Annotated in this window: 24 protein-coding genes; 12 read left to right on the top strand and 12 right to left on the bottom strand. The window is 44.7% G+C overall.

The features are described from left to right. Positions 1–125 precede the first annotated feature (125 nt). Entirely contained in the window at positions 126–377 is a 252-nt protein-coding gene (locus RH949_RS28835; protein ID WP_446358016.1) for a hypothetical protein, read from the top strand. A gap of 8 nt (positions 378–385) precedes the next feature. After that, positions 386–781, top strand: a complete 396-nt coding sequence (locus RH949_RS28830; protein WP_446358014.1) for a type II toxin-antitoxin system VapC family toxin — start codon at positions 386–388, stop codon at positions 779–781. Between the two features lie 219 nt (positions 782–1000). Here RH949_RS28830 and RH949_RS28825 read toward each other — a convergent pair whose 3' ends face one another. The 3 genes from RH949_RS28825 to psbN form a co-directional block, all read right to left on the bottom strand. After that, positions 1001–1633, bottom strand: a complete 633-nt coding sequence (locus RH949_RS28825; protein WP_006099392.1) for a hypothetical protein — start codon at positions 1631–1633, stop codon at positions 1001–1003. A gap of 130 nt (positions 1634–1763) precedes the next feature. Next, positions 1764–1994 (bottom strand): DNA-directed RNA polymerase subunit omega, encoded by a 231-nt coding sequence (locus RH949_RS28820; RefSeq protein ID WP_006099459.1) that lies wholly within the window; start codon positions 1992–1994, stop codon positions 1764–1766. Between the two features lie 142 nt (positions 1995–2136). Then, positions 2137–2268, bottom strand: coding sequence for a photosystem II reaction center protein PsbN (psbN, locus tag RH949_RS28815; RefSeq protein ID WP_006099531.1), 132 nt, complete (start codon positions 2266–2268; stop codon positions 2137–2139). Positions 2269–2353: 85 nt separating this feature from the next. Between psbN and psbH the strand changes: the two genes are divergently transcribed. Both psbH and RH949_RS28805 read left to right on the top strand, forming a co-directional pair. Continuing rightward, the gene (gene psbH / locus RH949_RS28810; RefSeq protein ID WP_193877901.1) at positions 2354–2557 is read left to right on the top strand and encodes a photosystem II reaction center phosphoprotein PsbH; all 204 of its coding nucleotides are present in this window, start codon (positions 2354–2356) and stop codon (positions 2555–2557) included. 192 nt (positions 2558–2749) lie between these two features. Continuing rightward, positions 2750–3037, top strand: coding sequence for a TatA/E family twin arginine-targeting protein translocase (locus RH949_RS28805; RefSeq protein WP_006099206.1), 288 nt, complete (start codon positions 2750–2752; stop codon positions 3035–3037). A 319-nt stretch (positions 3038–3356) separates the two neighbouring features. Here the strand turns inward: RH949_RS28805 and RH949_RS28800 are convergent, their stop codons facing one another. Continuing rightward, positions 3357–4085: a response regulator transcription factor gene (locus tag RH949_RS28800; RefSeq protein ID WP_315897218.1), complete on the bottom strand. Its 729-nt coding sequence runs from the start codon at positions 4083–4085 to the stop codon at positions 3357–3359. A 485-nt stretch (positions 4086–4570) separates the two neighbouring features. Here RH949_RS28800 and RH949_RS28795 point away from each other — a divergent pair, with 485 nt between their 5' ends. Further along, on the top strand, positions 4571–5197 hold the full coding sequence (locus tag RH949_RS28795; protein ID WP_006099494.1) for a CPP1-like family protein: 627 nt from the start codon (positions 4571–4573) through the stop codon (positions 5195–5197). Positions 5198–5407: 210 nt separating this feature from the next. On the opposite strand, the gene RH949_RS28790 is transcribed toward RH949_RS28795, so the two are convergent. The 3 genes from RH949_RS28790 to RH949_RS28780 all read right to left on the bottom strand — a co-directional run bounded on the left by RH949_RS28790 (position 5408) and on the right by RH949_RS28780 (position 9032). Continuing rightward, positions 5408–6703: a 4-hydroxyphenylpyruvate dioxygenase family protein gene (locus RH949_RS28790; protein ID WP_446358010.1), complete on the bottom strand. Its 1296-nt coding sequence runs from the start codon at positions 6701–6703 to the stop codon at positions 5408–5410. Between the two features lie 45 nt (positions 6704–6748). Continuing rightward, positions 6749–8032 (bottom strand): RNA-guided endonuclease InsQ/TnpB family protein, encoded by a 1284-nt coding sequence (locus RH949_RS28785; protein ID WP_006099215.1) that lies wholly within the window; start codon positions 8030–8032, stop codon positions 6749–6751. Between the two features lie 283 nt (positions 8033–8315). Further along, entirely contained in the window at positions 8316–9032 is a 717-nt protein-coding gene (locus RH949_RS28780) for an SDR family oxidoreductase (RefSeq protein WP_446358007.1), read from the bottom strand. Between the two features lie 337 nt (positions 9033–9369). Between RH949_RS28780 and RH949_RS28775 the strand changes: the two genes are divergently transcribed. The 5 genes from RH949_RS28775 (at position 9370) to recJ (ending at position 14889) form a co-directional block, all read left to right on the top strand. Then, positions 9370–10854, top strand: coding sequence for a phytoene desaturase (locus RH949_RS28775; RefSeq protein WP_446358106.1), 1485 nt, complete (start codon positions 9370–9372; stop codon positions 10852–10854). 157 nt (positions 10855–11011) lie between these two features. Beyond that, positions 11012–11272, top strand: coding sequence for a hypothetical protein (locus RH949_RS28770; RefSeq protein ID WP_446358005.1), 261 nt, complete (start codon positions 11012–11014; stop codon positions 11270–11272). 170 nt (positions 11273–11442) lie between these two features. After that, on the top strand, positions 11443–11913 hold the full coding sequence (locus tag RH949_RS28765) for a DoxX family protein (protein WP_446358003.1): 471 nt from the start codon (positions 11443–11445) through the stop codon (positions 11911–11913). Positions 11914–12014: 101 nt separating this feature from the next. Continuing rightward, positions 12015–12599 (top strand): NADPH-dependent FMN reductase, encoded by a 585-nt coding sequence (locus RH949_RS28760; protein ID WP_006099189.1) that lies wholly within the window; start codon positions 12015–12017, stop codon positions 12597–12599. Positions 12600–12885: 286 nt separating this feature from the next. Next, entirely contained in the window at positions 12886–14889 is a 2004-nt protein-coding gene (recJ, locus tag RH949_RS28755; protein ID WP_446358001.1) for a single-stranded-DNA-specific exonuclease RecJ, read from the top strand. Between the two features lie 220 nt (positions 14890–15109). Here recJ and psb30 read toward each other — a convergent pair whose 3' ends face one another. Further along, positions 15110–15235 (bottom strand): photosystem II reaction center protein Ycf12/Psb30, encoded by a 126-nt coding sequence (psb30, locus tag RH949_RS28750; protein ID WP_006099423.1) that lies wholly within the window; start codon positions 15233–15235, stop codon positions 15110–15112. A 216-nt stretch (positions 15236–15451) separates the two neighbouring features. Here psb30 and RH949_RS28745 point away from each other — a divergent pair, with 216 nt between their 5' ends. Continuing rightward, positions 15452–15802: a YkgJ family cysteine cluster protein gene (locus RH949_RS28745; protein ID WP_446357999.1), complete on the top strand. Its 351-nt coding sequence runs from the start codon at positions 15452–15454 to the stop codon at positions 15800–15802. A 150-nt stretch (positions 15803–15952) separates the two neighbouring features. Here RH949_RS28745 and RH949_RS28740 read toward each other — a convergent pair whose 3' ends face one another. Together RH949_RS28740 and RH949_RS28735 are read right to left on the bottom strand one after the other, a co-directional pair. Further along, the gene (locus RH949_RS28740; RefSeq protein WP_446357997.1) at positions 15953–16894 is read right to left on the bottom strand and encodes a serine/threonine protein kinase; all 942 of its coding nucleotides are present in this window, start codon (positions 16892–16894) and stop codon (positions 15953–15955) included. Between the two features lie 32 nt (positions 16895–16926). After that, a complete protein-coding gene (locus tag RH949_RS28735; RefSeq protein WP_446357995.1) occupies positions 16927–18471 on the bottom strand; it encodes a serine/threonine protein kinase in 1545 nt (514 codons plus the stop codon). 169 nt (positions 18472–18640) lie between these two features. Here RH949_RS28735 and RH949_RS28730 point away from each other — a divergent pair, with 169 nt between their 5' ends. Continuing rightward, complete coding sequence (locus tag RH949_RS28730) at positions 18641–18970, top strand: WD40 repeat domain-containing protein (protein WP_446357993.1); 330 nt, start codon at positions 18641–18643, stop codon at positions 18968–18970. A gap of 450 nt (positions 18971–19420) precedes the next feature. Here RH949_RS28730 and RH949_RS28725 read toward each other — a convergent pair whose 3' ends face one another. Then, positions 19421–19981 carry a hypothetical protein gene (locus tag RH949_RS28725; protein ID WP_446357991.1) on the bottom strand — a complete coding sequence of 187 codons (561 nt, stop codon included), beginning with the start codon at positions 19979–19981 and terminating at the stop codon, positions 19421–19423. Positions 19982–20200: 219 nt separating this feature from the next. Then, positions 20201–20695, bottom strand: a complete 495-nt coding sequence (locus tag RH949_RS28720) for an AAA family ATPase (protein ID WP_446357989.1) — start codon at positions 20693–20695, stop codon at positions 20201–20203. Positions 20696–20713 lie beyond the last annotated feature (18 nt).

The raw sequence follows: 20713 nt of genomic DNA, 5'->3' as shown, positions 1-20713 counted from the left end.
ATCAACTCATCCACCTGCTTTTCTCCAACCTATCTAATGGTGCCTCATACAAATCCGCCACCTCCAACCGCCGATTCTTCAAAAACACATTCTGCACCGCCCGTAAAAACCGAATCTGATTCCCCATGAAAGTTAAAGGAATTATACGCGGCAAAACTATAGAGCTATTTCAAGAACTTCCCGTTCCTAATGGCATGGAAATTTTTATTGAGATTCCTGATACTACTTTATCGAACCCTGACCCAAATTGGCAACAGCTACAAGCCATTATTGGTGCATGGAAGGATGATCAAGAAATCGGAGACATTTTTGCTCAGATTGATAGAGAACGCCATGCTGACTTGGGTGAACCGATAGATTTTGATAAGTTCAACTAACTATTCCGATGTACTTGCTCGATACAAATATCTGTATAGCGATTATTCAGGGAAACCCATCTGCTATCGCTCATTTTCAGCAAAAATACCAGGACTGTTATCTGGTGACTCTAGTTCTTGGGGAACTCTATAAAGGCGTCTATTGTTCGAGTCGAGTTCAGCAAAATCTGCTGATTCTTGGACAATTTGCCAATCAACTGCCTAAAATTAACTTCGATGAGAATGCCGCTATCGAATTTGGAAAAATTCAAGGTGAACTCAGACAAATCGGTAGACCAACTGGACAAATTGATGCACTCATTGCCGCCGTTGATCGTGCTCGGTCTGATCATTTAGTAACTGATAATATGCGTCACTTTGTCAATATCCAAAATTTACACCTTGAGAATTGGTTAGTTCCTTAAACCGCAAAAGGCAGAATATCGGGTGGGCAAGACTGATAAAGCTGGAAACGCTTCTATTATCAGTTGATGGCTCTGGATTACCCCCTAGAGGCTAAAGTCACCACCTAACCTTGGTCGAAGGATGGTATAATCCGACAGACTATAGAGGGAGCGATCGCATACACTCTCCTCTATTCCCCAACCTGGCGCTAACGGCTCAACAAGTGCTAAATGGTAATGTCAAAAATTGATGTTCAGTAAATCAGCATCCCCAGGTTGAGGTAATCGGGGATTAGATGGGCGAGTCGGAGTAGAAGGCGGCGACGGCTGCGGGTTGGGTGTTGACATTTGGGGATCGGGGCGATTGGGATTATAAATGCTAACCAAAACCTCAATCAACTCCTCTCGCTGCTGGCGCGTCAGCTTTTCTATCGCGGCGCGATCGCCTGCCATCGGATTTTCCGTTAATGTGTTACTACCAGGATACTCAGATTCATTGATATACTCATTCGCCCCCAGATAGTCAGCCAGCGTCAACTTCCAATCAAACCGATAATTAGGAAGACGTCTTTTCTCATACAGGTGATAACGAATCAGACGACTTACCAATGTACTCTCTAAATTGACTTCGCCCGTTTCATTGGTGACATACTGGTTTTCTTTGGGAAAATCGGGCAACTGTTCATAAACTTGACGCCAAGTATCCTGCGATCGCATTAATTGGGCGCTGGCGGGTTGGGAACTTATAATTGACAAAACGGGGATAGTCCTAATCCCCGCTTTACCCCAGCCCAAGCTGATACTCGTCAGAATGGCAAGGGTGAACAGCATAACTAAGCGCGTCGCCTTACCCTTCCGTTTCAGTTGGATCATAGTGAATAGGATGATATAGCTGTCGCCATAAAGATTACTCCCTCTCTGGTAGAAGATTACCTATTTTCCTCTTCCCCAGCTCCTAGACGTAGCATGCTACGTCTCTACATTGCTCCCCTAGCGCCCACCTTTAATCCCCAATAATTTCCGGTTGTGTCAATTCGTCAGACATCTCAATGATTGCCCGCAGTACTGGCTTCATCATTGGATCATCCAGATTTTCAAAATCTTCATAGCGACGGCGCTTTGCCCGATTTGCCACTTGCACCGTAATCCGATAGCGGTTAGAAGCAGCGGTGACTAGCTCCTCAGCCCGGTGCATAATTTGACTCGAATCAAACTGGTAACGCCGATGCAGCATAGATTTTTAGTTCCTAAAGTAGCAAGTTATCAGTCTAGCATTTTTGACCAATAACTCCTTGTGTTAGCGCCGTGGAGCAAAGCTCACAAATAAAGCGAAGCTCAGAAATAACTCCCCTCCCTTCAGACCGGAAAGTCAGAGCTTAGTCCTCATGGTCTTCAAATGGATCACTCAATTCAGCCGAAGGCGGACCAAACGCTGTGTAGATAGAAAAGCCAGTGACGGCGATTAGAATCACAGCGACTGAAATGCTAAGAACTATTGCAGGTTCCATTGTGGATATTATATAAATGAGTCTTCTTCCTCTATAATATTACAGAACATTACAAAACGTGATCGAAATTAATCATAGGTGACCCATGGCACAACAGACGCGGTTAGGAGATATTCTCAAACCCCTGAACTCTGAATATGGTAAAGTAGCTCCCGGTTGGGGAACAACGCCCTTAATGGCAGTGTTCATGCTCTTATTCTTCGTTTTCTTGCTAATTATCTTGCAGCTATACAACTCCTCGCTGTTGCTGGAGAACATCAATGTGGATTGGAGAAGCCTAGGTCAATAGGTCTCTAGGTTTTGAGCGTTCATGGTTCATCGTTCATGGTTCATAGCCATAAACTTTTCTCTAATCAGGCATGAACCATGAATATCCTCTCCCTGTCTGCTTGTCAGTGGGGAGATAATTGTCAATGAAAAGTTAGACTTTCACATTGGATACACAATAGAAACAGCTATTAGTACATCAGGAGATTATGAAATGAACGTTTTTGGTATTGGTTTACCGGAAATGGCGCTGATTTTAATCGTGGCGTTATTAGTATTTGGACCGAAAAAGTTACCAGAGATTGGTCAGAGTCTAGGGAAAGCTATTCGTGGTTTTCAAGATGCCTCGAGAGAATTTGAAACGGAATTTAAGCGGGAGGCTCAACAATTAGAACAAGCGGCGAAAACACCTGCCCTGTCTGAAACTCAGCAGCAAGCTACTTCTGAAGGTGATTCAACAGATAGCAATAACCATGCCGCTACTCCGTCTCAAGCTAGCTAAAAACATAGTTTTTAGCGAACGTGAAGACAAAGAATTGGTAGATACTAACTGATTTTTCCCTAGCTGTTCTCATTTCTCAGTGCTTAAACTTCCACAAAACGCCAGGATATTGATGTCCTAAGGATGGCACTCACTCACTAAGAATGAAAAAGTAACCAACATCAGATTGGTAAGGGGGGAATCAAAATTCTATCGGTCTTGGGAATCCGGGCGGCTGCTGATAGACAGGATGTAAGACTTAATCGTAGGCAGTCTATGATGAAGTAATTCGTGATGAACTCAAAAACTGACACCATGACATAAGCTTGGTGTCAGTTGTTCATAAAGACCGTTGCCCATTATTTTGCTCAGTGTTGGGTGCTTCAAACTTGTAGCCAACCCCCCGAATTGTTTGGATTAACTTCGGGTCACTCGCATCGATTTCGATCTTTTTGCGAATTTGTCCAATATGAACGTCAACAACTCGTTGGTCTCCAACATAGTCGTATTCCCAAACTTCCTGAATCAATTCAGAACGGCGCAGGACTTGACCCGGGTGAGATGCTAAGAAATGTAACAAATCGAACTCTAGAGCGGTCAAGGGGACAAGTTGGTCGTGAAGGGTCACCTCCCGACGGGTGGGATCAATCGTCAAGTGATTGTAAACGAGACGTTGTTGGTCAGACGGCGTAATTTCTCGCTTACGTCTCAAAATCGCCCCAACTCGGTTTTCGAGTTCCATTAAATCGAAGGGCTTGGTGAGATAATCATCACCACCCTGTTTGAACCCTTGATTTTTGTCATCGGGTTGATCGCGAGACGTGAGGAAGAGGACAAAAACATCATTCATGCTTTGCATTTCCCGGCAAAGGTTGTAGCCAAGGGCATCTGGCAAATTCACATCCAGAATTACTAAGTCTGGGTTGAATTGCTTAAATGTGGCTAGAGCCGTCTTACCATCCTGCGCCGACTCCATTTGATAGTTCTTTGTGCTCAAAAAGCGAATTATTAAATTGCGGATTGCCGGATCGTCGTCCACGACAAGAATTTTGGCGGAGACCATGGTCATAAATTTCCACGGAGAACTAATTTCAGGGATTGATACAAGATGCACACCTATTCACCACTAGGATGTATTGAGCATTTTAGTCAATACTCTTATAGCGTAGCTGGATCAGGAATCAGGATATAGATTTTTGTGACATCAATGGCGTAATCAGCATTTAAGTCAATTATCGCCAGAGAATGCAGGGATGCCAATAGCGGCTAGCATCATTACCCAAGTGGGAAAATAGGGCAGCCGCCCAATAGCATAACCGCTTTTGGCAGATCTGGCATCACTTGGGCTTGCCTCAACGAATTTTTCTGCCAAGAGGACTTGTTTGCAAAGAACAGGCTACACTAGCTTGCAAGGGAGTTAGCATGGCACTCGGTACATAAACTAGGCTGTTACCCATTGGGTGCAGCAGGGTTTAGAAAATCGATGTCTATCATAATAACCAGTGTAGAGTCTTACATATACCAGTGAAAAAAGGGATGTCTAGGAGGTTTTGAATGAGCGATCAAAATCCCTACGAAAAACTTGGGGTTACAGAAGATGCTTCCTTTGATGAAATTCAGGATGCTAAAGGGCGCTTGATGCAGCAGCATCGCGGCGAACCTAAGCTTGTCGAGTCAGTAGAGGCGGCTTATGATGCGATTATTATGGATCGCCTCAGAATGCGCCAAGAAGGAAAAATCAAGGTTCCAGAACGCATTCGTTTTCCAGAACGGGAAAAAGTGCCACAAACCCCTTTGGGTTTTAGCTCTCCCTCAGCCAATTCCTCTCCGGCTTGGTTGCAAGGACTGTTAGATACCCCGACGAGGAGTGATCTAGTTGCCCCCACGGTTGTGTTCTTGGTCTTGATTGGTCTGACTCTGTTTTATCCAGAAGCGTCAATTCTTACCTTTACTGTCGCCTTGGGGTTTGGCGGTACGATTTATTTCCTCAATCGCAAAGAACAACAATTTGGTCGGGCTGTATTGCTCACCCTCGTTGGTTTACTGCTAGGTGTAGCGTTGGGAACCGTTCTGGGAGGAGCATTAGAGTCACTGCTTATCGACATGGGTTTGACCGTTGAGAAATTTGCCTCCTTGGTCACCTTTGTCTTGTTCTGGCTGATTAGCAGCTTCCTGCGATGAAAGGGGGGAAGAGGAGAAGACAAGAGGGTAAATTCCATTGGGATAAATCTCTGCCCATCCTTCACTTCTCCTTCACTTCTTCACTTCGGAAAGAGGACATGGTTTGAGGACATAATTTTGGGTAACAATGGGTAGAGATGTTCAGCTTTTTTTCCTGTAGCTACCTACCTTCTCTGTTGCCTGTTCCCTCTTTTCCCTAAAAAATACGGATCAACTCTTTTCCATCGGCAAACAACCGCGTTTCATCTGCTCCCGCTCGATCGCCTCAAACAAAGCCTGGAAATTCCCCTCACCAAAGCCTTTGGCTCCCCATCGCCGTTCGATGAACTCAAAAAAGAAGGTGGGTTCGGCGAAAATGGGTTGGGTAAAGGTTTGCAGCAGCAACGCTTGCGGGGATTGAGCTTGCCAATCCACTAGAATTTGCTGCTGCGCGATCGCATCCCATGCCGCCGTCGAGAAATTATAACCCGGATAGCGATCGCGCAGTTGACTGTAATAACTGGGGGGAACGTTGATGAAGGACATACCCTGACGACGCCGTTGCGCGATCGTACCCACAATATTTCTCGTGGCTATAGCAATATGCTGGACTCCGGCTCCTCCGTTCACATCCAGAAATTCCTGAATTTGAGAATTCGCCGATGTCGGTTCATTAATGGGCAATTGTGTCCCGGTTACCGGATGCACCATCACCTGAGAGCATAAGCCAGATTTCTCAGTCTGGATGGTAAACACCTGCTGCGGTTGGAAGTCCAACACCTGCTGATACCACTGAACCGCTTTCGCTAAATCCCCAGCCGCCACATTCAGGACAATGTGATCGATATGGGTAAACGCTTCAGTTGGGGATTGGGGAAGTGTTGAATGTAGAGACGCGCCATGGTGCGTCTGAGGGGTGAATGTTGACCCTTCACTTCGCTCAAGGACAGGATTTGTAGGGGCGGGTTTAGGGATTTTCTTGTCGCTATCGATGGTAACGTTTGTACACAACCCGCCCTGACCGAGTTTTGAGTCAAATCCCCCATCTCCCTTGTCCTTTTGACTGACTCCGTTTGACCCCAACTTAGTTTCACTCAGCCAGTCTACCTGTACCGGAAAGCAGAGGATGGGATTAAAGCTATGACGTTCGACCAAAGTATGAGTCATATCGCCCCATGCAGCGACTTTAGCCCACTTTATGCATCCATCCTCATAAACTTGGGTTTGAAGAGGTTGTAAGACCTTAGCGCCGCGTTGGAGAAGTTTTTCCAGGCTCCATTCCAGATCGGCAACCTTAAAGGCAATATCAGCAACACCTGGAGGATGCTGGCGCAGAAACTGGGCAACGGGACTATTCGGCGCGATCGCAGACGACAGGACAAAATAAATAGCACCATTCTTAACTACTGTAGTGCATGTGTGACAACTCGCCCCCGATGCCACAAAATCAAAACCCATCTGCTGAACAAACCAATCGCGGCAGGTTAGCGCATCTTTAACATAAAAGTGAATGTGATCGATTCTCATCGCTTATCCGATCCGGCAGCTTACTTGGTTTTGACACTCTCCACCCTACAAGGACGAAGATTCTTCGTTCACCGATCCGGCTTGCCTTGACAGGATTTCTCCAATCAAAGTAGAGGTCGGGTCTCCCGAAGCGTTCAGATTTAATCCTTCGACTTCGCTCAGGATTAACACCGAGCAAAGTCGAGGTGTTAAAATCCAAGTTCCGACATGCCCTGCCGTACTTAAGGCTATTTTCAGAATATTGATTGCAGCATTCCAGTCTCGATCCAAAACGCATCCACATCGACAAATGTGAGTTCTAGTGGACAAAGATTTTTTAACTACTGTGCCGCAGTTAGAGCATTGCTCAGAGGTGTAGGCAGGATTAACCGCAATGGTTGTTTTGCCAAATTTAACTCCAAAATACTCTAACCATTTTCTGAACTGATACCAACCTGCATCATTAATCGATTTGGCTAAACAATGATTTCTGACTAGGTTTTTGATCCTCAAATCTTCATAAGCGACCAAATCGTTAGATTGGATGACGCAACGTGCCACTCTCTTGGCATGTTCTTCACGCTGCCTACTTATTTTGAGGTGTTTTCGCCCTAATCGGTTAATCGCTTTCTTTCGGTTGACCGAGCCTTTTTCTTTGCGTGAAATTCGCCTTTGAAGAAATCTTAGACGTTTTTCGCCCTCCTGATAAAACCGGGGATTAGGTTCTTGGTATCCATTGCTATCGGTATAGAATTCTTTGAGTCCCACATCCAAACCGATGGTGTTTCCTGTCGGCTGGCTTTCTATTTTGTTTTCAGCGTTAACCCTTCGACTTCGCTCAGGATTAACCAAAAATTGTACGTAGTAGCCATCAGCGCGACGAACCAACCGCACCCGTTTTATCCGATCAAGTTGATAGAAGTTTAAATCCCACGTCCCTTTGAGCTTGAGTTGACCAATTCCCTTTTTGTCTGTGAAGGTTATTTGCTTCCGAGTTTCGGAAAGTTTCCATCCGCTAGTCTTATATTCAACCGAACGACAGTTTTTCTTGAATTTTGGATAACCTTTCTTTCCCGGAATAGCTTTTTTGCAATTACTGTAGAATCGAGCGATTGACGAATAGGCTCGTTCTACAGCCGTTTGGCAAGCATGGGAATTTATGTCTTTGACAAAAGGAAACTCAGCTCTTAGCGATGTGTTGTAACGATACAAGTCTTTTTGCCCAACATTTTTGTTGTCCATCCAGTAACGGATGCACTTATTGCGAACAAACTGAGCTGTTCTTATCGCTTCATCGATCGCTGAATATTGAGTTGTTTTTCCTTTAGCCTTGAACTCAAAAACCAGCATTTGACGTGGAAAAACCCTAAATCAATATTGTCGCACATAAAAGTCGCCCTGGAAGGTGTTCCTGAGCGTGTCGAAGGACGAGGAGCTTGAGACCCATTGTTTTCGGTCATTTGTTGATTGTTCATGGTTCATAGTTCATGGTTCATTGGTAATCCTCTTCCTCTGCTCCCCCTTTTTCCAGACTAGGCATGCCTAGTCTCTACATTGATTGCTCCCCCTGCTGGAACCAACTCACCTCAATAAACCTGCCCATGGAAACCCCGGAAAAGACAAGAATTAGTGATCAGAAAAATAGATGGCTTTCTGGCTGGATGTTGATTTCCATTGGTACGGCTTGGGGATCAGCTCTCAGGGCAAACAGAATGGCATTCGCTGCTGTTTGCGGAGTCAGCATCTTTTTGCGATCCACTTTTAAGCTGACATTATCCCAGAAGGGCGAATCTACACCGCCAAAGTAAAAGAGTGTAAACTTAATCCCAAAGCGCTTTAATTCATCTGCCATACATTTGCTAAATCCGACAACGCCGAACTTCGAGGCGCAGTACGCTGACGCCATCGCCATGGAATGTTTGCCTAAAATGCCGATGATGTTACAAATGTGACCGGATTTTTGAGCCTTCATCACTTCAGCGGCGGCTTGACAGGTATAGAAGCTACCTTTGAGATTTAAGTCCAGCATCGCCTCTAAGTCAGCCGATGTAATTTTGTTGTACTGTTTAAGAATTCCCGCCCCTGCCGCATTGATGAGTACGTCAATTTGACCAAACTTGTCAACCGCCTTCTGCATCAGCGTTTCCACTTGGGCTGGATCGGTGATATCCGTGGGTACATTTAAGATTTTCTCTAGGTTAGCCATGGGGAGTTGGGAGGTCAAAGTGGCTAGGCGATCGCTCTGTCTGGCGGCGAGGACTAAATTGGCTCCCTCTTTTGCCAATTGGTGGGTTATAGCCGATCCAATACCCCCTGTGGCACCGACGACCACTATAACTTTATCTGGCATATAATTTTACATTTCTTTACATCTTTACCTATGATAGAGCGATTTATCCGTTGTCATTGGTCTTATGTCGAATGGCACTGACTTTAGAGTTTGTAGTAAGCGCTTTAGCGCTTCTGGCACGCTTCGTGCCTACTACGAACCCAGCTTAAGTCAGTGACATTGGTCTTATGTCCGTTGTCCTTGGTCAAAGGTTACCATCAATAGCAACAAGAACGTTCCCTTAGCCGTTCAACCGGGGCGGGTTTAGTTACATGAGGTCTCAAACAAAGGATAATAGTCAAACCCGCCCCTACATTCAGACAGACGCGCCATGGCGCGTCTCTACTCAAAACTAACTATGCATATTGTGGTCATTGGTAGCGGATTTGGGGGACTCTCGGCAGCGATTCGGTTACAGGCTGGGGGTCATCGGGTAACGATTGTGGAAAAGCGCGATCGCGCCGGGGGGCGTGCGTATGTTTATCAACAGCAGGGGTTTACCTTTGATGGGGGTCCCACGATTATTACGGTGCCACATCTGATTGATGAGTTATTTGCCTTAGCTGGGAAAAAGACTGCCGATTATGTCAAACTTGTCCCCCTTGAACCCTTTTATAACGTCCGCTTTCCCGATGGGTCAGTCTTTCACTACAATAATTCTACCGACTATTTAATTGAACAAATTCGGGCGTTTAATCCAGCCGATGTCGCCGGATATCAACGCTTTGCTAAAGCCGCAAACGCTATTTTCGAGAAAGGATTGCCGTTAATGGAGCAATCGTTTAGTCGCTTCACGGATATGCTAAACGTGGCTCCGGATTTGATTCGCTTACAGACTTATAAATCCGTGGCGGGGTTGGTGAATCAGTACATTCAAGATGAACGATTGCGGCAAGTTTTTAGCTTTCATCCTTTATTAATTGGAGGGAATCCATTTCAGAGTACGGCTATCTACGCCATGATTCACAAGTTAGAACAGGCGTTTGGGATTTGGTTTCCGATGGGAGGAACGGGCGCATTAGTTCAGGCGTTGGTGCAATTGTTTCAGGAACTTGGGGGACAACTATTACTGAATCAATCGGTAACGGGAATTGTCATAGATGAACGGACGAAACAAGCCACAGGCGTGAGGGTAGAGGATGGAGAAGTCCTGAAGGCAGATGCGGTGGTGAGTAATGCGGATGTGGCGTTTACGTACTTGAATTTAATTCCGCCAAAATTTCGCCGCAAATATAATGACCGTCGCGTTAAACGGATGCGTTATTCTATGTCCTTATTTGTGCTGTATTTTGGTACAAATCGTCAGTATCCAGAGATGGCACATCATGAAATATTGATGGGGACTCGGTATCGGGAATTAATGCGGGATATTTTTGGGCGCCAGCAGCTTGCGGAGGATTTTGCGTTGTACTTACATCATCCGACGGCGACTGATTCATCATTAGCCCCACCTGGATGTGATAGTTGGTATGTGTTATCGCCAGTTCCGAATTTGGGGAGTCAAACCGATTGGCGGGTGATGGCGAAACCGTATCGGGATCGGATTATTGAGTATTTAGAACAGCATTATTTACCGGAGTTGTCTAAGCATATAGTCACCGAACATTATATTGATCCGTTGCATTTTCGTGATACGTTAAATAGTTATTTAGGCAGTGCGTTTTCCGTGGAACCGATTCTCACGCAGTCGGCTTGGTTTCGTCCTCATAATCGGAGTGAGGATATTCCGAATCTCTATTTTGTGGGAGCGGGAACGCATCCGGGGGCGGGATTACCAGGGGTGATGAGTTCGGGAAAAATTGCGGCGCGGTTGATTGAAGAAAGTCAAAGGGCGCGGGTTTAAATTGGGGTTGCTGAATAAGTCTGGTGGTGGGGGTAGAGAGCAGGGGAAGTGGGGGTAGAGAGCAGGGGAAGCAGGGGGAGCAGGGAGAGTAGGAGGAACCATAGTACATTTTCCCTGATAGCGGTGCAAGGGTATAAAAGGGTTTAACCCTTTTTCCTTGAACAAGAGCAAATATCAATGCCACTCAAATGCGGGTGCGATCGCGCTAACCACGAATTGCAGTACTGTGAGCATCACCAGTGAGGATGCGATCAGGTTTTCCGGTTCGGGTTTAATGCAAACCCATGGCGGAAACATTATTCTCAGAGGAAGGAAGATTAAGGGGGGTGGGGTTACCCTGAATAGTGGTAACCCCATGGGTGAGGGGGGAGGTATTCATACTAACGCGAATTCGGGTGACTTGGCAATGGTAATCTGAATATTGACATCATCACCGCCCTATAAGTGCAGTGATTCCTCACCACGCCACCTTTTTAAGGGTGATCGCTGAATAGGGGTCAAACGGGCGGGTGCGAGTCATATCAGGGCGGACAAGAGAGGATAATAAAACAAGTGCTAAAGCACTGACTACAAACAACAATTAACCAAATGCACCATCAACCAACCCCCTGGTTCCGTCGCCGAGATATTGTTATCGCCTATACATTGCTGCGAATCGTTTTAGGCATAAACTTTTTTAACCACGGCTTTACACGCCTCGGTAATATTCCCGGCTTTGCCCAGTCGATGGTTGATTTATTTCAAGATACCTTTATTCCCGAACCCTTAGTCAGGGCACCCGCTTTACTGGTGCCAATTGTGGAATTTATTGTCGGATTTCTGGTGACACTGGGATTAGCGACTCAAGCGGCGTTAGTCACCGGATTTGGCTTAATGATCGTGCTGATGTATGGGGTGACATTACTGCAAAACTGGGATACGGCAACAAGTCAATTGATTTATTGTCTGGTGTTTTTTATCTTAATTGCTGGCAATAGTTTTAATGATATCTCCATTGACGCATGGTGGCAACGCCGGAAGACGCAATCGCAGCGTCTTGATTCCTCGGAAACTCATTAACACGTCCCAATTGCCAACTTCCGGTAGACTATTGACAATACGCCTAAAGTATCAACTCAATTCCACACAACATCAGCTTAGAGAAAGGATGACTATCAATTATGACCAACTCACCGAAAATTCTGGCATTCGCGGGTAGCGCCCGCACAGCATCCTGGAACAAAAAATTAGTAAAAATTGCGGTTGAGGGTGCAAAAGAAGCCGATGCGGAGGTTACCTATATAGATTTTCGCGATTTACCTATGCCCCTGTATGACCAAGATTTGGAAGAAAACGCAGGTATTCCGGAAACTGTCCGCCAATTCAAGCAACTGATGAAAGCCCATCAAGGCTTACTCATCGCCTCACCGGAATACAACAGTTCAATCTCACCTTTACTCAAAAATGCCATTGACTGGGCATCTCGTCCAGAACCGGGCGAACCCCCCCTTGCCCTCACCTGTTTTCGGGATAAAGTGGCTGTCTTGATGAGTACCTCACCCGGAGGAATGGGCGGGTTACGGGGTTTAATTCATGTTCGTGCCATTCTCGGTAATATTGGCGTGTTAGTTTTACCGGATCAGAAAGCGATTTCCAATGCGTATCAGGCATTTGATCAAAATGGGAACTTGATTGATGAGACACAACAAGCAGCGGTGAAACAATTGGGTAGTAAATTAGCCACAGTCCTGGCAAAATTAGCTTAATCAGGAAAATCATTCAGATTTGGTCTTTGGTATAGATACCAAAGGAAAAAAAGGGGCGGGTTTAGTCAAGTTATCAGTTTGTGCCACAACGTTATCAGTAAAACCCGCCCCTACACCTCGACTTTCCACCAATGCAAGCCTTGCACCCCTATAGACGTCCTCATCTGTGTTTGTTCCCGATTAAGCAGAACAGGTATCAGATGTTTGACATAAGACGAAAGACATAAGACATAAGACCAATCTGCTGTAAACTATCCCTAGCCCAACTGTAATTGCCCAAGTTAGCGTGTTCAGCCCATCTAGTTCTGACCAATCCCCTTCCCATAAATCTTTGCCCAATCAACGATGGCAAATTTCCTCCGCTAACCCAGAAAAAGCCAACCAACTCGCCCAAGGGACAGGATTGTCACCCCTGCTGGGTCAAGTGTTACTTAACCGAGGATTCGACACCGTAGACCAAGCTATGGTCTATTTATATCCAGAATCCCAGGCTATGCCCAGCCCGATGGATGAATTTCCCGACTTGGCGATTAGTGTGGAGATGCTTAAAGAAGCGATCGCAGAAAATGAGAAAATAGCGATCTGTGGAGACTATGATGCTGATGGGATGACGAGTACCGCCTTGTTACTCCGGGCATTACGGTGGTTAGGGGCGGATGTGGAGTATGGGATTCCTAGCCGGATGAAAGAGGGGTATGGGATTAATACTCGGATTGTGGAAGAATTCGCTAATGAAGGCGTGGGGATAATTCTGACTGTAGATAATGGGATTGCTGCACATGACGCGATCGCCCGGGCGGTAGAATTGGGTCTCATGGTTATTATTACCGATCATCACGACCTTCCCCCTGAACTCCCCAACGCCGATGCGATTCTTAACCCTAAACAGTTACCTGAATCTTCCCCCTATCGCAGTTTAGCTGGTGTCGGTGTAGCTTATATATTAGCGGTTACCCTCGCCCAAGATTTAGGTCAACTCCAGGGACTCACTAGCCAACTCCTAGAACTCTTCACCCTAGGTACAATTGCCGATCTCGCCCCCTTAACGGATATTAACCGCCGTTGGTTAAAACGAGGCTTGCAACGCTTACCTAAATCTCAACTGGCGGGAATTCAGGCTTTAATTCAAATGTCAGGCGTCAGTGAAGACCAAATCGCCCTGAAACCGGAAGATATCGGCTTTAAACTTGGACCCAGGATTAACGCCGTGGGGCGTTTAGCTGATCCGCAAATCGTGATTGAACTCCTCACCACCAGCGATGCGGGAATCGCCTTAGAACGGGCGATGCAATGCGAACAAATTAACCAAAAACGTCAACAGCTTTGTGCAGAAATCGAGGAAGAGGCGATCGCACTAATTGAAACAGAGGCGTTAAACTGGCAACAGCAGCGCGTTCTCGTCTTAGTGCAACCGGATTGGCATCATGGGGTGATTGGCATTGTAGCGTCGCGCCTGGTGGAACGGTATGGTGTCCCGGTATTTATTGGTACTTATGAAGATGAAAATCAGGAACACATTCGCGGTTCCGCACGAGGAATTCCCGAATTCCATGTCTTTGAAGCCCTACAATCTTGCCATGATTTATTAGGGAAATTTGGCGGACACCAAGCAGCGGGAGGCTTTACATTACCCAGTGAAAATTTAACCGCGTTTCAAACTCAACTGAGTCACTTTGCCCATCAATGTTTAGAACCTGAACATTTGAAGCCTTTAGTCGCTATAGACACCGAGGCGAATTTTAATCAAATTACTTATAATCTTTACCAACAAATAGACCGATTGCATCCCTGTGGGATTGGTAATCCTGACCCGATATTCTGGACGCCGAATGTGCGCGTAGTGGAACAAAGGCTCGTGGGGAAAGGGCATCTAAAGCTTACCCTGTCTGGATTTGATGGAACCAAGCAACTGAATGCGATCGCGTGGCGTTGGGGTGAATACTTCCCTCTACCTTCTACTGTAGATATTGCCTATAAACTCAAAGATAATGCCTGGAATGGAACTGTAACGATTGAATTAGAATTAGTCGGCATTCGGGTGAGTAAATCCGCCCCATCAGCGATTAAAAAAGCTGAATTTTATCACAATGAACGTCGCTATACCTGTAGCTTATGGGAATCATTAAACGAGTTGCGAATTAGAAATTCTGAAGGCAAAGTTCTGGTGATTCAAAAAGGACAGCGTACCGGACTTTTAGGCTTCAAGCGGGATGATGCGAAACAAGTAGATGTTACCCAACCTCATTATTATCATTTAATTAAAGCCGCAACTCGTGCTTTAAACTTGTGATTCGTCATTGGTCATTGGTCATTCGTCATTCGTCATTTAGTCGGGGCGGGTTTAGTTAGATTTGGGTGCAACAGAAACGATAGTTGTCAAACCCGCCCCTACAACTGTCATCATATTGCTTCCCTATCTCCCTCATCTCCCAGACGTGCCATGGCACGTCTCTACACAGCTTCCCCGGCTTCAATGCATCAGGGAGCAAGATGCTCCCACAAACAGACGGCTACAGGTCTCCCCTAAACGCAGCCAGCAGAAAAATAACCACAGGACCAGCAATCACAATCGCAGCCAGCACGGTAAGCTGGGCGATTAGTTCCCAGTTAATATTCCCGATAAAACTTAAATCCATCTATCCTCCCGATTAACCTAATTTAGATGATGTCGTTAAAAATTGCCGATTAGATTTTACTGGGAAATGGGTCAGTTTTTTTAATCAAATTAACAAAACTATACAAAACGTAACAGAAATGTCATTTGTCCTGTGTCATCTGTCCTTGTCTATCCGACAGAGGAAAACCCGTTATCCTAGAGAAGCTTGGAATCAATCGCTCGATGGTGAAATGCAATGGCAACTTGGCGTTGTGTAAAGCAATGTGGTGCGTGCTGTCATCTAGACCCAACGGAACGCCCTGGATTAGAAACCTATCTGACACCAGAGGAGTTAGACCAGTATTTGAGTATGGTGGGAGAAGACGGCTGGTGTGTCAATTTTGATCATGCGACTCGTGAATGTCGCATTTATGCCCATCGCCCTCGCTTCTGTCGGGTGGAGGCGGATACCTTTCACCAGATGTATGGGATTGAACCGGAGGAGTTAAACGATTTTGCGATCGACTGTTGTCGAGATCATATCGCGGATCTCTACGGCGATCGCAGTTTGGAGATGTTACGCTTTGACCGGGAAGTTGGGATATAAAAGATTTAATCCGATGTAGTGGCGTGTAGGGGTGAGTCGCTTGGTTTGTGTGAATGGAACAAAGGATTACCTAGAATTGACTCCTGTAAAACTTGCGCTGGTTTTAATAGGGTTCACCTCGGATAGCGATGTTTCTTGCTTGAGTTTGAATCACACCAATAAAAGTAAGAATAACCCAGAACCGATAAACAGAAGCAAACTCAACCACCCCCAAATATAACTCGATCTGAGTTCAGACTCAAGACTATCGGTCTCTTGCCCAAATTTCTTCGTATCAAGAGACAGATTTTTTAAGGCATACAAAGCTATACGTGTTGTTTTAAATCGCTTTTCTGCAGCGGGTTGGATCAGCTTCTCAATCCAGTTGGCAAAGCTAGGATGAATTCTTGTTGCTTGATGCTTAAACTGAATCTGCATTCCTTTCTGGGGCAATTCAGTCGGCGGAATGTTGGTTACCAAATGAGTCAGAGTGGTACCCAAGGCGTAAAGATCCGATGCGGGAACGGCTTTTCCCCATAACTGTTCTGGTGGTACATAGCCACTGGTTCCCACAACGGTGAACGTCACTCCCTCGGCTTTGGCTTTGTCTTGAACAGCACCAAAATCCACCAGATAGATGTGGTGATCTTCTCCCAGAAGTAGGTTACTGGGTTTGATGTCACGATGAATAATTGGCGGACTTAGTTCGTGCAAATAAATCAAAATTTCTAGAATTTCCTCAGTAATATAGTAAATTTCTTTTCGGTGAAAGTATCGTTTTTTATCTAAAATTTTCTGAAGAGAGTTGCCTTTAATATAGTTTTGTACTAGCCCCAGCCATAACAATCCTTCTCCCTCAGTTGCATCGACGGTGAAATAATCAATATATTGGGGAATTCTCGGATGATTGATAGTTTGCATAATTTTGGCTTCTCGTTCAAACAGCTTGAGTTCATCCCATTGCATCTGAGGATTAAAGGCTAACAGCTTAATCATGACTGTTTTAGGGGATGAGGCTTTTACGTCAGTGGCTATCCAAGTTTGGCGACCCGCCTTTTCTTTTAAGTTTATTATTAATTTATACCGTTTTTTTAATAGTTGGTATTTCTGCATGATTAGGTTAAAAAATACAGTATTTTGTTTAATTATTGGTAATGATAGAGCCAGGTTTGGATCTCTTTTAGCATCCATTGGCATTCAGATTGAGATAAACCCTTTATCGTATATGTCTCCGTTAGACTTTTTAGATGGATTTGATGACAATCGAAATTGACTGTAAGTTCTTGAAGGCGTGAATTATAAGGATTAGTATCTTCTAGTTTTGTTTTTCGAGTGTTTATTTTTGTTGGTTGATCATATATCTTAAATAAAATGCAATCCTTGCAGCATTCAAATATCAACCCTTCTCTATCAAGTTGAATGCGGTAGCTATTTAAAGAAACAAAAGTTGTATTTTTAATATTATTAATAATTGATTCGCATATATTGTTTTTTAAGTGACGACATAGTTTCTGGAAATGAAAAACATATCTGTCACCAAATAAAAATATTATTAAAAATACTGTCAGCGGCAAAAGGCAACCAAAAATAGCTAAAATACTGTCAATAAGCATAAGGGATGATGTCAATAATATTGTCAATAATATAGTTGCCCAAAAAACCCCAAAAGGAATGATTAAACTGAAGATTATCACTATGAATATAATTATGATATATGTTCCTATAAGTGGTGCTATTTTCATGACGAAATCAAATAAGTCTCGCGGTAATAGCATTGGCTTGGCTGGAATAGTAATCCTGAGTTTATCTACCGATTTATCAAGTTTAATTCTACTAGAAGCAGGGGAGGTAATCCTTGGGTTATTATCCTTAAGGAAATAACCTTGTTTGAGTTTTTTTAGGGCTTGAGAAGCGGTCTTAAACCTCAGTCCTAAATCCGGTTCACTCAGGGCTTCAATCCAGTTGAGGAACTGAGAATTAATACTCACCTTGTCGCGAAATTGAATCCGTAACTCACGCTGGGGTAAGTCAGCCGGAGAGATCCCCGTTAATAAATGAATCAAACTCGCCCCTAGCGCATACAAATCAGACGCTGCAACCGCTTGTCCCCAAAACTGTTCTAAGGGTGCATAGCCAGAGGTTCCCACTACGGTAAACGTCACTCCTTCCACGGCTGCACTATTCTGCACCGCACCGAAATCGACTAAATAAACCCGCTTGTCTCGTCCTAAAATCAGATTATTGGGCTTAATATCTCGGTGCAAAACAGGTGGCTTTAATCCATGCAAATACTGGAGAATCTTCAGCACCTGAATGGCAATAGAACGCACCTGAGTTTCACTAAAGTGATACCCTTGGTCTAATAACTGCTGCAAAGACTTCCCCGGAATATACTCCTGTACCAAACCAAACCAGTACAATCCCGCACCCGTTTCCTTATCCAGGGAAAAATAGTCCCGATAGTTGGGAATTTGGGGATGATTCAGTTGTTTAAGAACCGCTGCTTCCCGTTCAAATAACTTAAACTCATCCCATTGCATCTGAGGACTAAACGCCAGTAGCTTGACGATGACGGGTTCTGGGGGCGATGAGTTCAAGTCTTGGGCTAACCAAGTTTGACGACCGGCGTTATTGGCTAACTGCTGTCGTAGTTGGTAACGTCCCTGTAATATTTGTGTTGGTTTTAACATGGTTCGCTTCGGGTAGCGATGTTTCTTGTTTAAGTTTGAATCACACCAATAAAAGTAAGAATAACTCAGAACCGATAAACAGAAGCAAGCTCACCCCCCCCCAAACATAACTCGATCTGAGTTCAGACTCAAGAGCTCTTCTCTATTGCTTTTGAATCAAGGAAAGGATTTGGATGCTTTCATCGCAGCAATTCAGGCAGGGAAAGTTCTACAAAAACATAAAGCACATGATCCCGAGGTGATGGGTTCCTTAATCACTAATATTTACGACAGCAGGGAACGCAATCGCTTGGAAAATCATGATGATTCGGTCTATAGCGTAAGTTTCAGCCCCGATGGTAAGATTTTAGCTTCTGGTAGCAGTGACAACACTATAAAACTATGGGATGTAGACCTTGACTTTTTAATGGAGCGCAGTTGCAACAGAATACGCAATTATTTGCTGTATAATCCCAATGTGGAAGATAGGGACTTGTGCGATGGCATTGGTACGGAATAATAGAGCGTTTTTTTACACCTTTTTCTATTGAGGGAGTTGAGTCACCCTCATCCCCTAGCCCCTTCTCCCATCGAGGGAGAAGGGGAACCGGACAATTGCAGTAACTGTAGGTAGTGAAGAACAGCAACATCTATCCAAACAGTAAATGGTTTATTTCCACGAACAGTTTTTACTCCGAATACTTCTTGAGCTATACAATTCTTCTCTTCCTTGTCTACTTTCCTTCCTTGTCTCCCTTGTCTTATCTCCACCCTAAATTAAAAAACCTACACCTGTCAGCTGGGGGTGAGGGGTTGAGCTTAAGTTTCTTGAACTCAGTCAGGGCGGGTTTTGTACAAACGTTACCACTAATAGCCAAACGAAAATTCCTAAACCCGCCCCTACAAACCTGATTCTATTAGCAAGCGCGTTGGGTGAATACTTCCCCAATCACTAATCAACAAATGATAACTACCGAGACATTGACTCGATTTCGATTATCTGTCCATCGTCTACCATGACTTGAGTACCGGGGACAATTTGTCCTTGTTGGGATCTAGATAAACCAATACTGACGGTATCACCATTTTCTAATTCCACACTGGCGATGTTACCCGTGATACTGGCAACTCGACCTTCCATGGGTATAGCATAATCGGCGTCGGCTACGATATCACCTTTGAGGCGTTTATCTTGAGAATCAATGGCGACAATTCGACCATAAGCTACCCACACGTCAGTTCCGGGTTCTAATCGACCCAGTTTCCAACGGGCGACGGGTATTGTTTGGCGTTCACCATTGTCCATTTCAATCGTGGCAAAGTTAGAGGCGCGGCTGACAACTTCCCCGTGTTTGGGTTGCACGGGTTCAGCTTCTGTTGTATTAGGAGTATTGGGATTGAGTGAACCTTCGCCAAGGGGACGTGCGATCGCGGAAGTCCCAGCAACAGCACAGAGTACGGCACTTAAGATTGTACCTGTTAGGAGTTTGGGTGTGGAAATTCGCATATAAATCTTTGTTAATTCAGCCACGGATTAATTTTTTTCTGGAATTAAACCTACTTTTAGCTTAGTGCTTTTAGCTTAGAAGTTCAACTGTGATGGAATCATGACTCGAATGATAGACTTTTGCTCTGATGCGTAAGTGGTAGAGAAAAGAGACGGATATCTATCTTTTGGAGGTTGACTCTATCAAATATGGTTTTGAAGCAACGGATCTGCTTCAGCATTCCCATCGACTGGATGTAATAATTAGCTGCGTTCATACCTGATAATATTGAATCGTTCTGTATCTTTTGGAGCCTGAAAGTATTTTGTTATCGCCTCAAATTCAGCCTCACTGGTAAATGCGGTTCCGTCTGGTTTATCCCGGCTGCGTTTCTTGAGCTGTTGTTTACACAGATTGTTGGTTGCATCGATAAAATGAAGCTCATGAGCAGCATTAGTTTTCTCGATAAGCTGACGGAACCACTGACGTTGATTTTGGGTATTGGCGGGAAAATCTAGAACAACTGAGATACCGTTTAAGAGAAGATTGCAGATGGGATCGGAAATGGCATTTTTAAGACGCCAAGAGTATTTAATGTAACTGGGAATATCAATAATTTCTTCGGGATAGAGTTGGGAGAGTAGGTCATCTTCAACTAGCAGAATGGCATTATGGTCATTGGCTAGCTGTTTGGCTAAGGTTGATTTCCCGGCTGCCATTTTCCCACAAAAGAAATAGAGGGTGGCTAGGTTGTTCATTTAGACGTGTCTCTCTGT

It is taken from the genome of Coleofasciculus sp. A1-SPW-01, from assembly GCF_040217205.1.
GTDB classification, from domain to species: Bacteria; Cyanobacteriota; Cyanobacteriia; order Cyanobacteriales; family Coleofasciculaceae; genus Coleofasciculus; species Coleofasciculus chthonoplastes_A.
The sequence above is the reverse complement of the archived record's forward strand: the minus strand, read 5'-3'. Positions and strand labels throughout refer to the sequence as shown.

Coding starts and splice junctions, on each gene's coding strand:
- RH949_RS28835 (WP_446358016.1), top strand. CDS start 126: ATGAAAGTTAAAGGAATTATACGCGGCAAAACTATAGAGCTATTTCAA.
- RH949_RS28830 (WP_446358014.1), top strand. CDS start 386: ATGTACTTGCTCGATACAAATATCTGTATAGCGATTATTCAGGGAAAC.
- RH949_RS28825 (WP_006099392.1), bottom strand. CDS start 1,633: ATGATCCAACTGAAACGGAAGGGTAAGGCGACGCGCTTAGTTATGCTG.
- RH949_RS28820 (WP_006099459.1), bottom strand. CDS start 1,994: ATGCTGCATCGGCGTTACCAGTTTGATTCGAGTCAAATTATGCACCGG.
- psbN (WP_006099531.1), bottom strand. CDS start 2,268: ATGGAACCTGCAATAGTTCTTAGCATTTCAGTCGCTGTGATTCTAATC.
- psbH (WP_193877901.1), top strand. CDS start 2,354: ATGGCACAACAGACGCGGTTAGGAGATATTCTCAAACCCCTGAACTCT.
- RH949_RS28805 (WP_006099206.1), top strand. CDS start 2,750: ATGAACGTTTTTGGTATTGGTTTACCGGAAATGGCGCTGATTTTAATC.
- RH949_RS28800 (WP_315897218.1), bottom strand. CDS start 4,085: ATGACCATGGTCTCCGCCAAAATTCTTGTCGTGGACGACGATCCGGCA.
- RH949_RS28795 (WP_006099494.1), top strand. CDS start 4,571: ATGAGCGATCAAAATCCCTACGAAAAACTTGGGGTTACAGAAGATGCT.
- RH949_RS28790 (WP_446358010.1), bottom strand. CDS start 6,703: ATGAGAATCGATCACATTCACTTTTATGTTAAAGATGCGCTAACCTGC.
- RH949_RS28785 (WP_006099215.1), bottom strand. CDS start 8,032: ATGCTGGTTTTTGAGTTCAAGGCTAAAGGAAAAACAACTCAATATTCA.
- RH949_RS28780 (WP_446358007.1), bottom strand. CDS start 9,032: ATGCCAGATAAAGTTATAGTGGTCGTCGGTGCCACAGGGGGTATTGGA.
- RH949_RS28775 (WP_446358106.1), top strand. CDS start 9,370: ATGCATATTGTGGTCATTGGTAGCGGATTTGGGGGACTCTCGGCAGCG.
- RH949_RS28765 (WP_446358003.1), top strand. CDS start 11,443: ATGCACCATCAACCAACCCCCTGGTTCCGTCGCCGAGATATTGTTATC.
- RH949_RS28760 (WP_006099189.1), top strand. CDS start 12,015: ATGACCAACTCACCGAAAATTCTGGCATTCGCGGGTAGCGCCCGCACA.
- psb30 (WP_006099423.1), bottom strand. CDS start 15,235: ATGGATTTAAGTTTTATCGGGAATATTAACTGGGAACTAATCGCCCAG.
- RH949_RS28745 (WP_446357999.1), top strand. CDS start 15,452: ATGGCAACTTGGCGTTGTGTAAAGCAATGTGGTGCGTGCTGTCATCTA.
- RH949_RS28740 (WP_446357997.1), bottom strand. CDS start 16,894: ATGCAGAAATACCAACTATTAAAAAAACGGTATAAATTAATAATAAAC.
- RH949_RS28735 (WP_446357995.1), bottom strand. CDS start 18,471: ATGTTAAAACCAACACAAATATTACAGGGACGTTACCAACTACGACAG.
- RH949_RS28720 (WP_446357989.1), bottom strand. CDS start 20,695: ATGAACAACCTAGCCACCCTCTATTTCTTTTGTGGGAAAATGGCAGCC.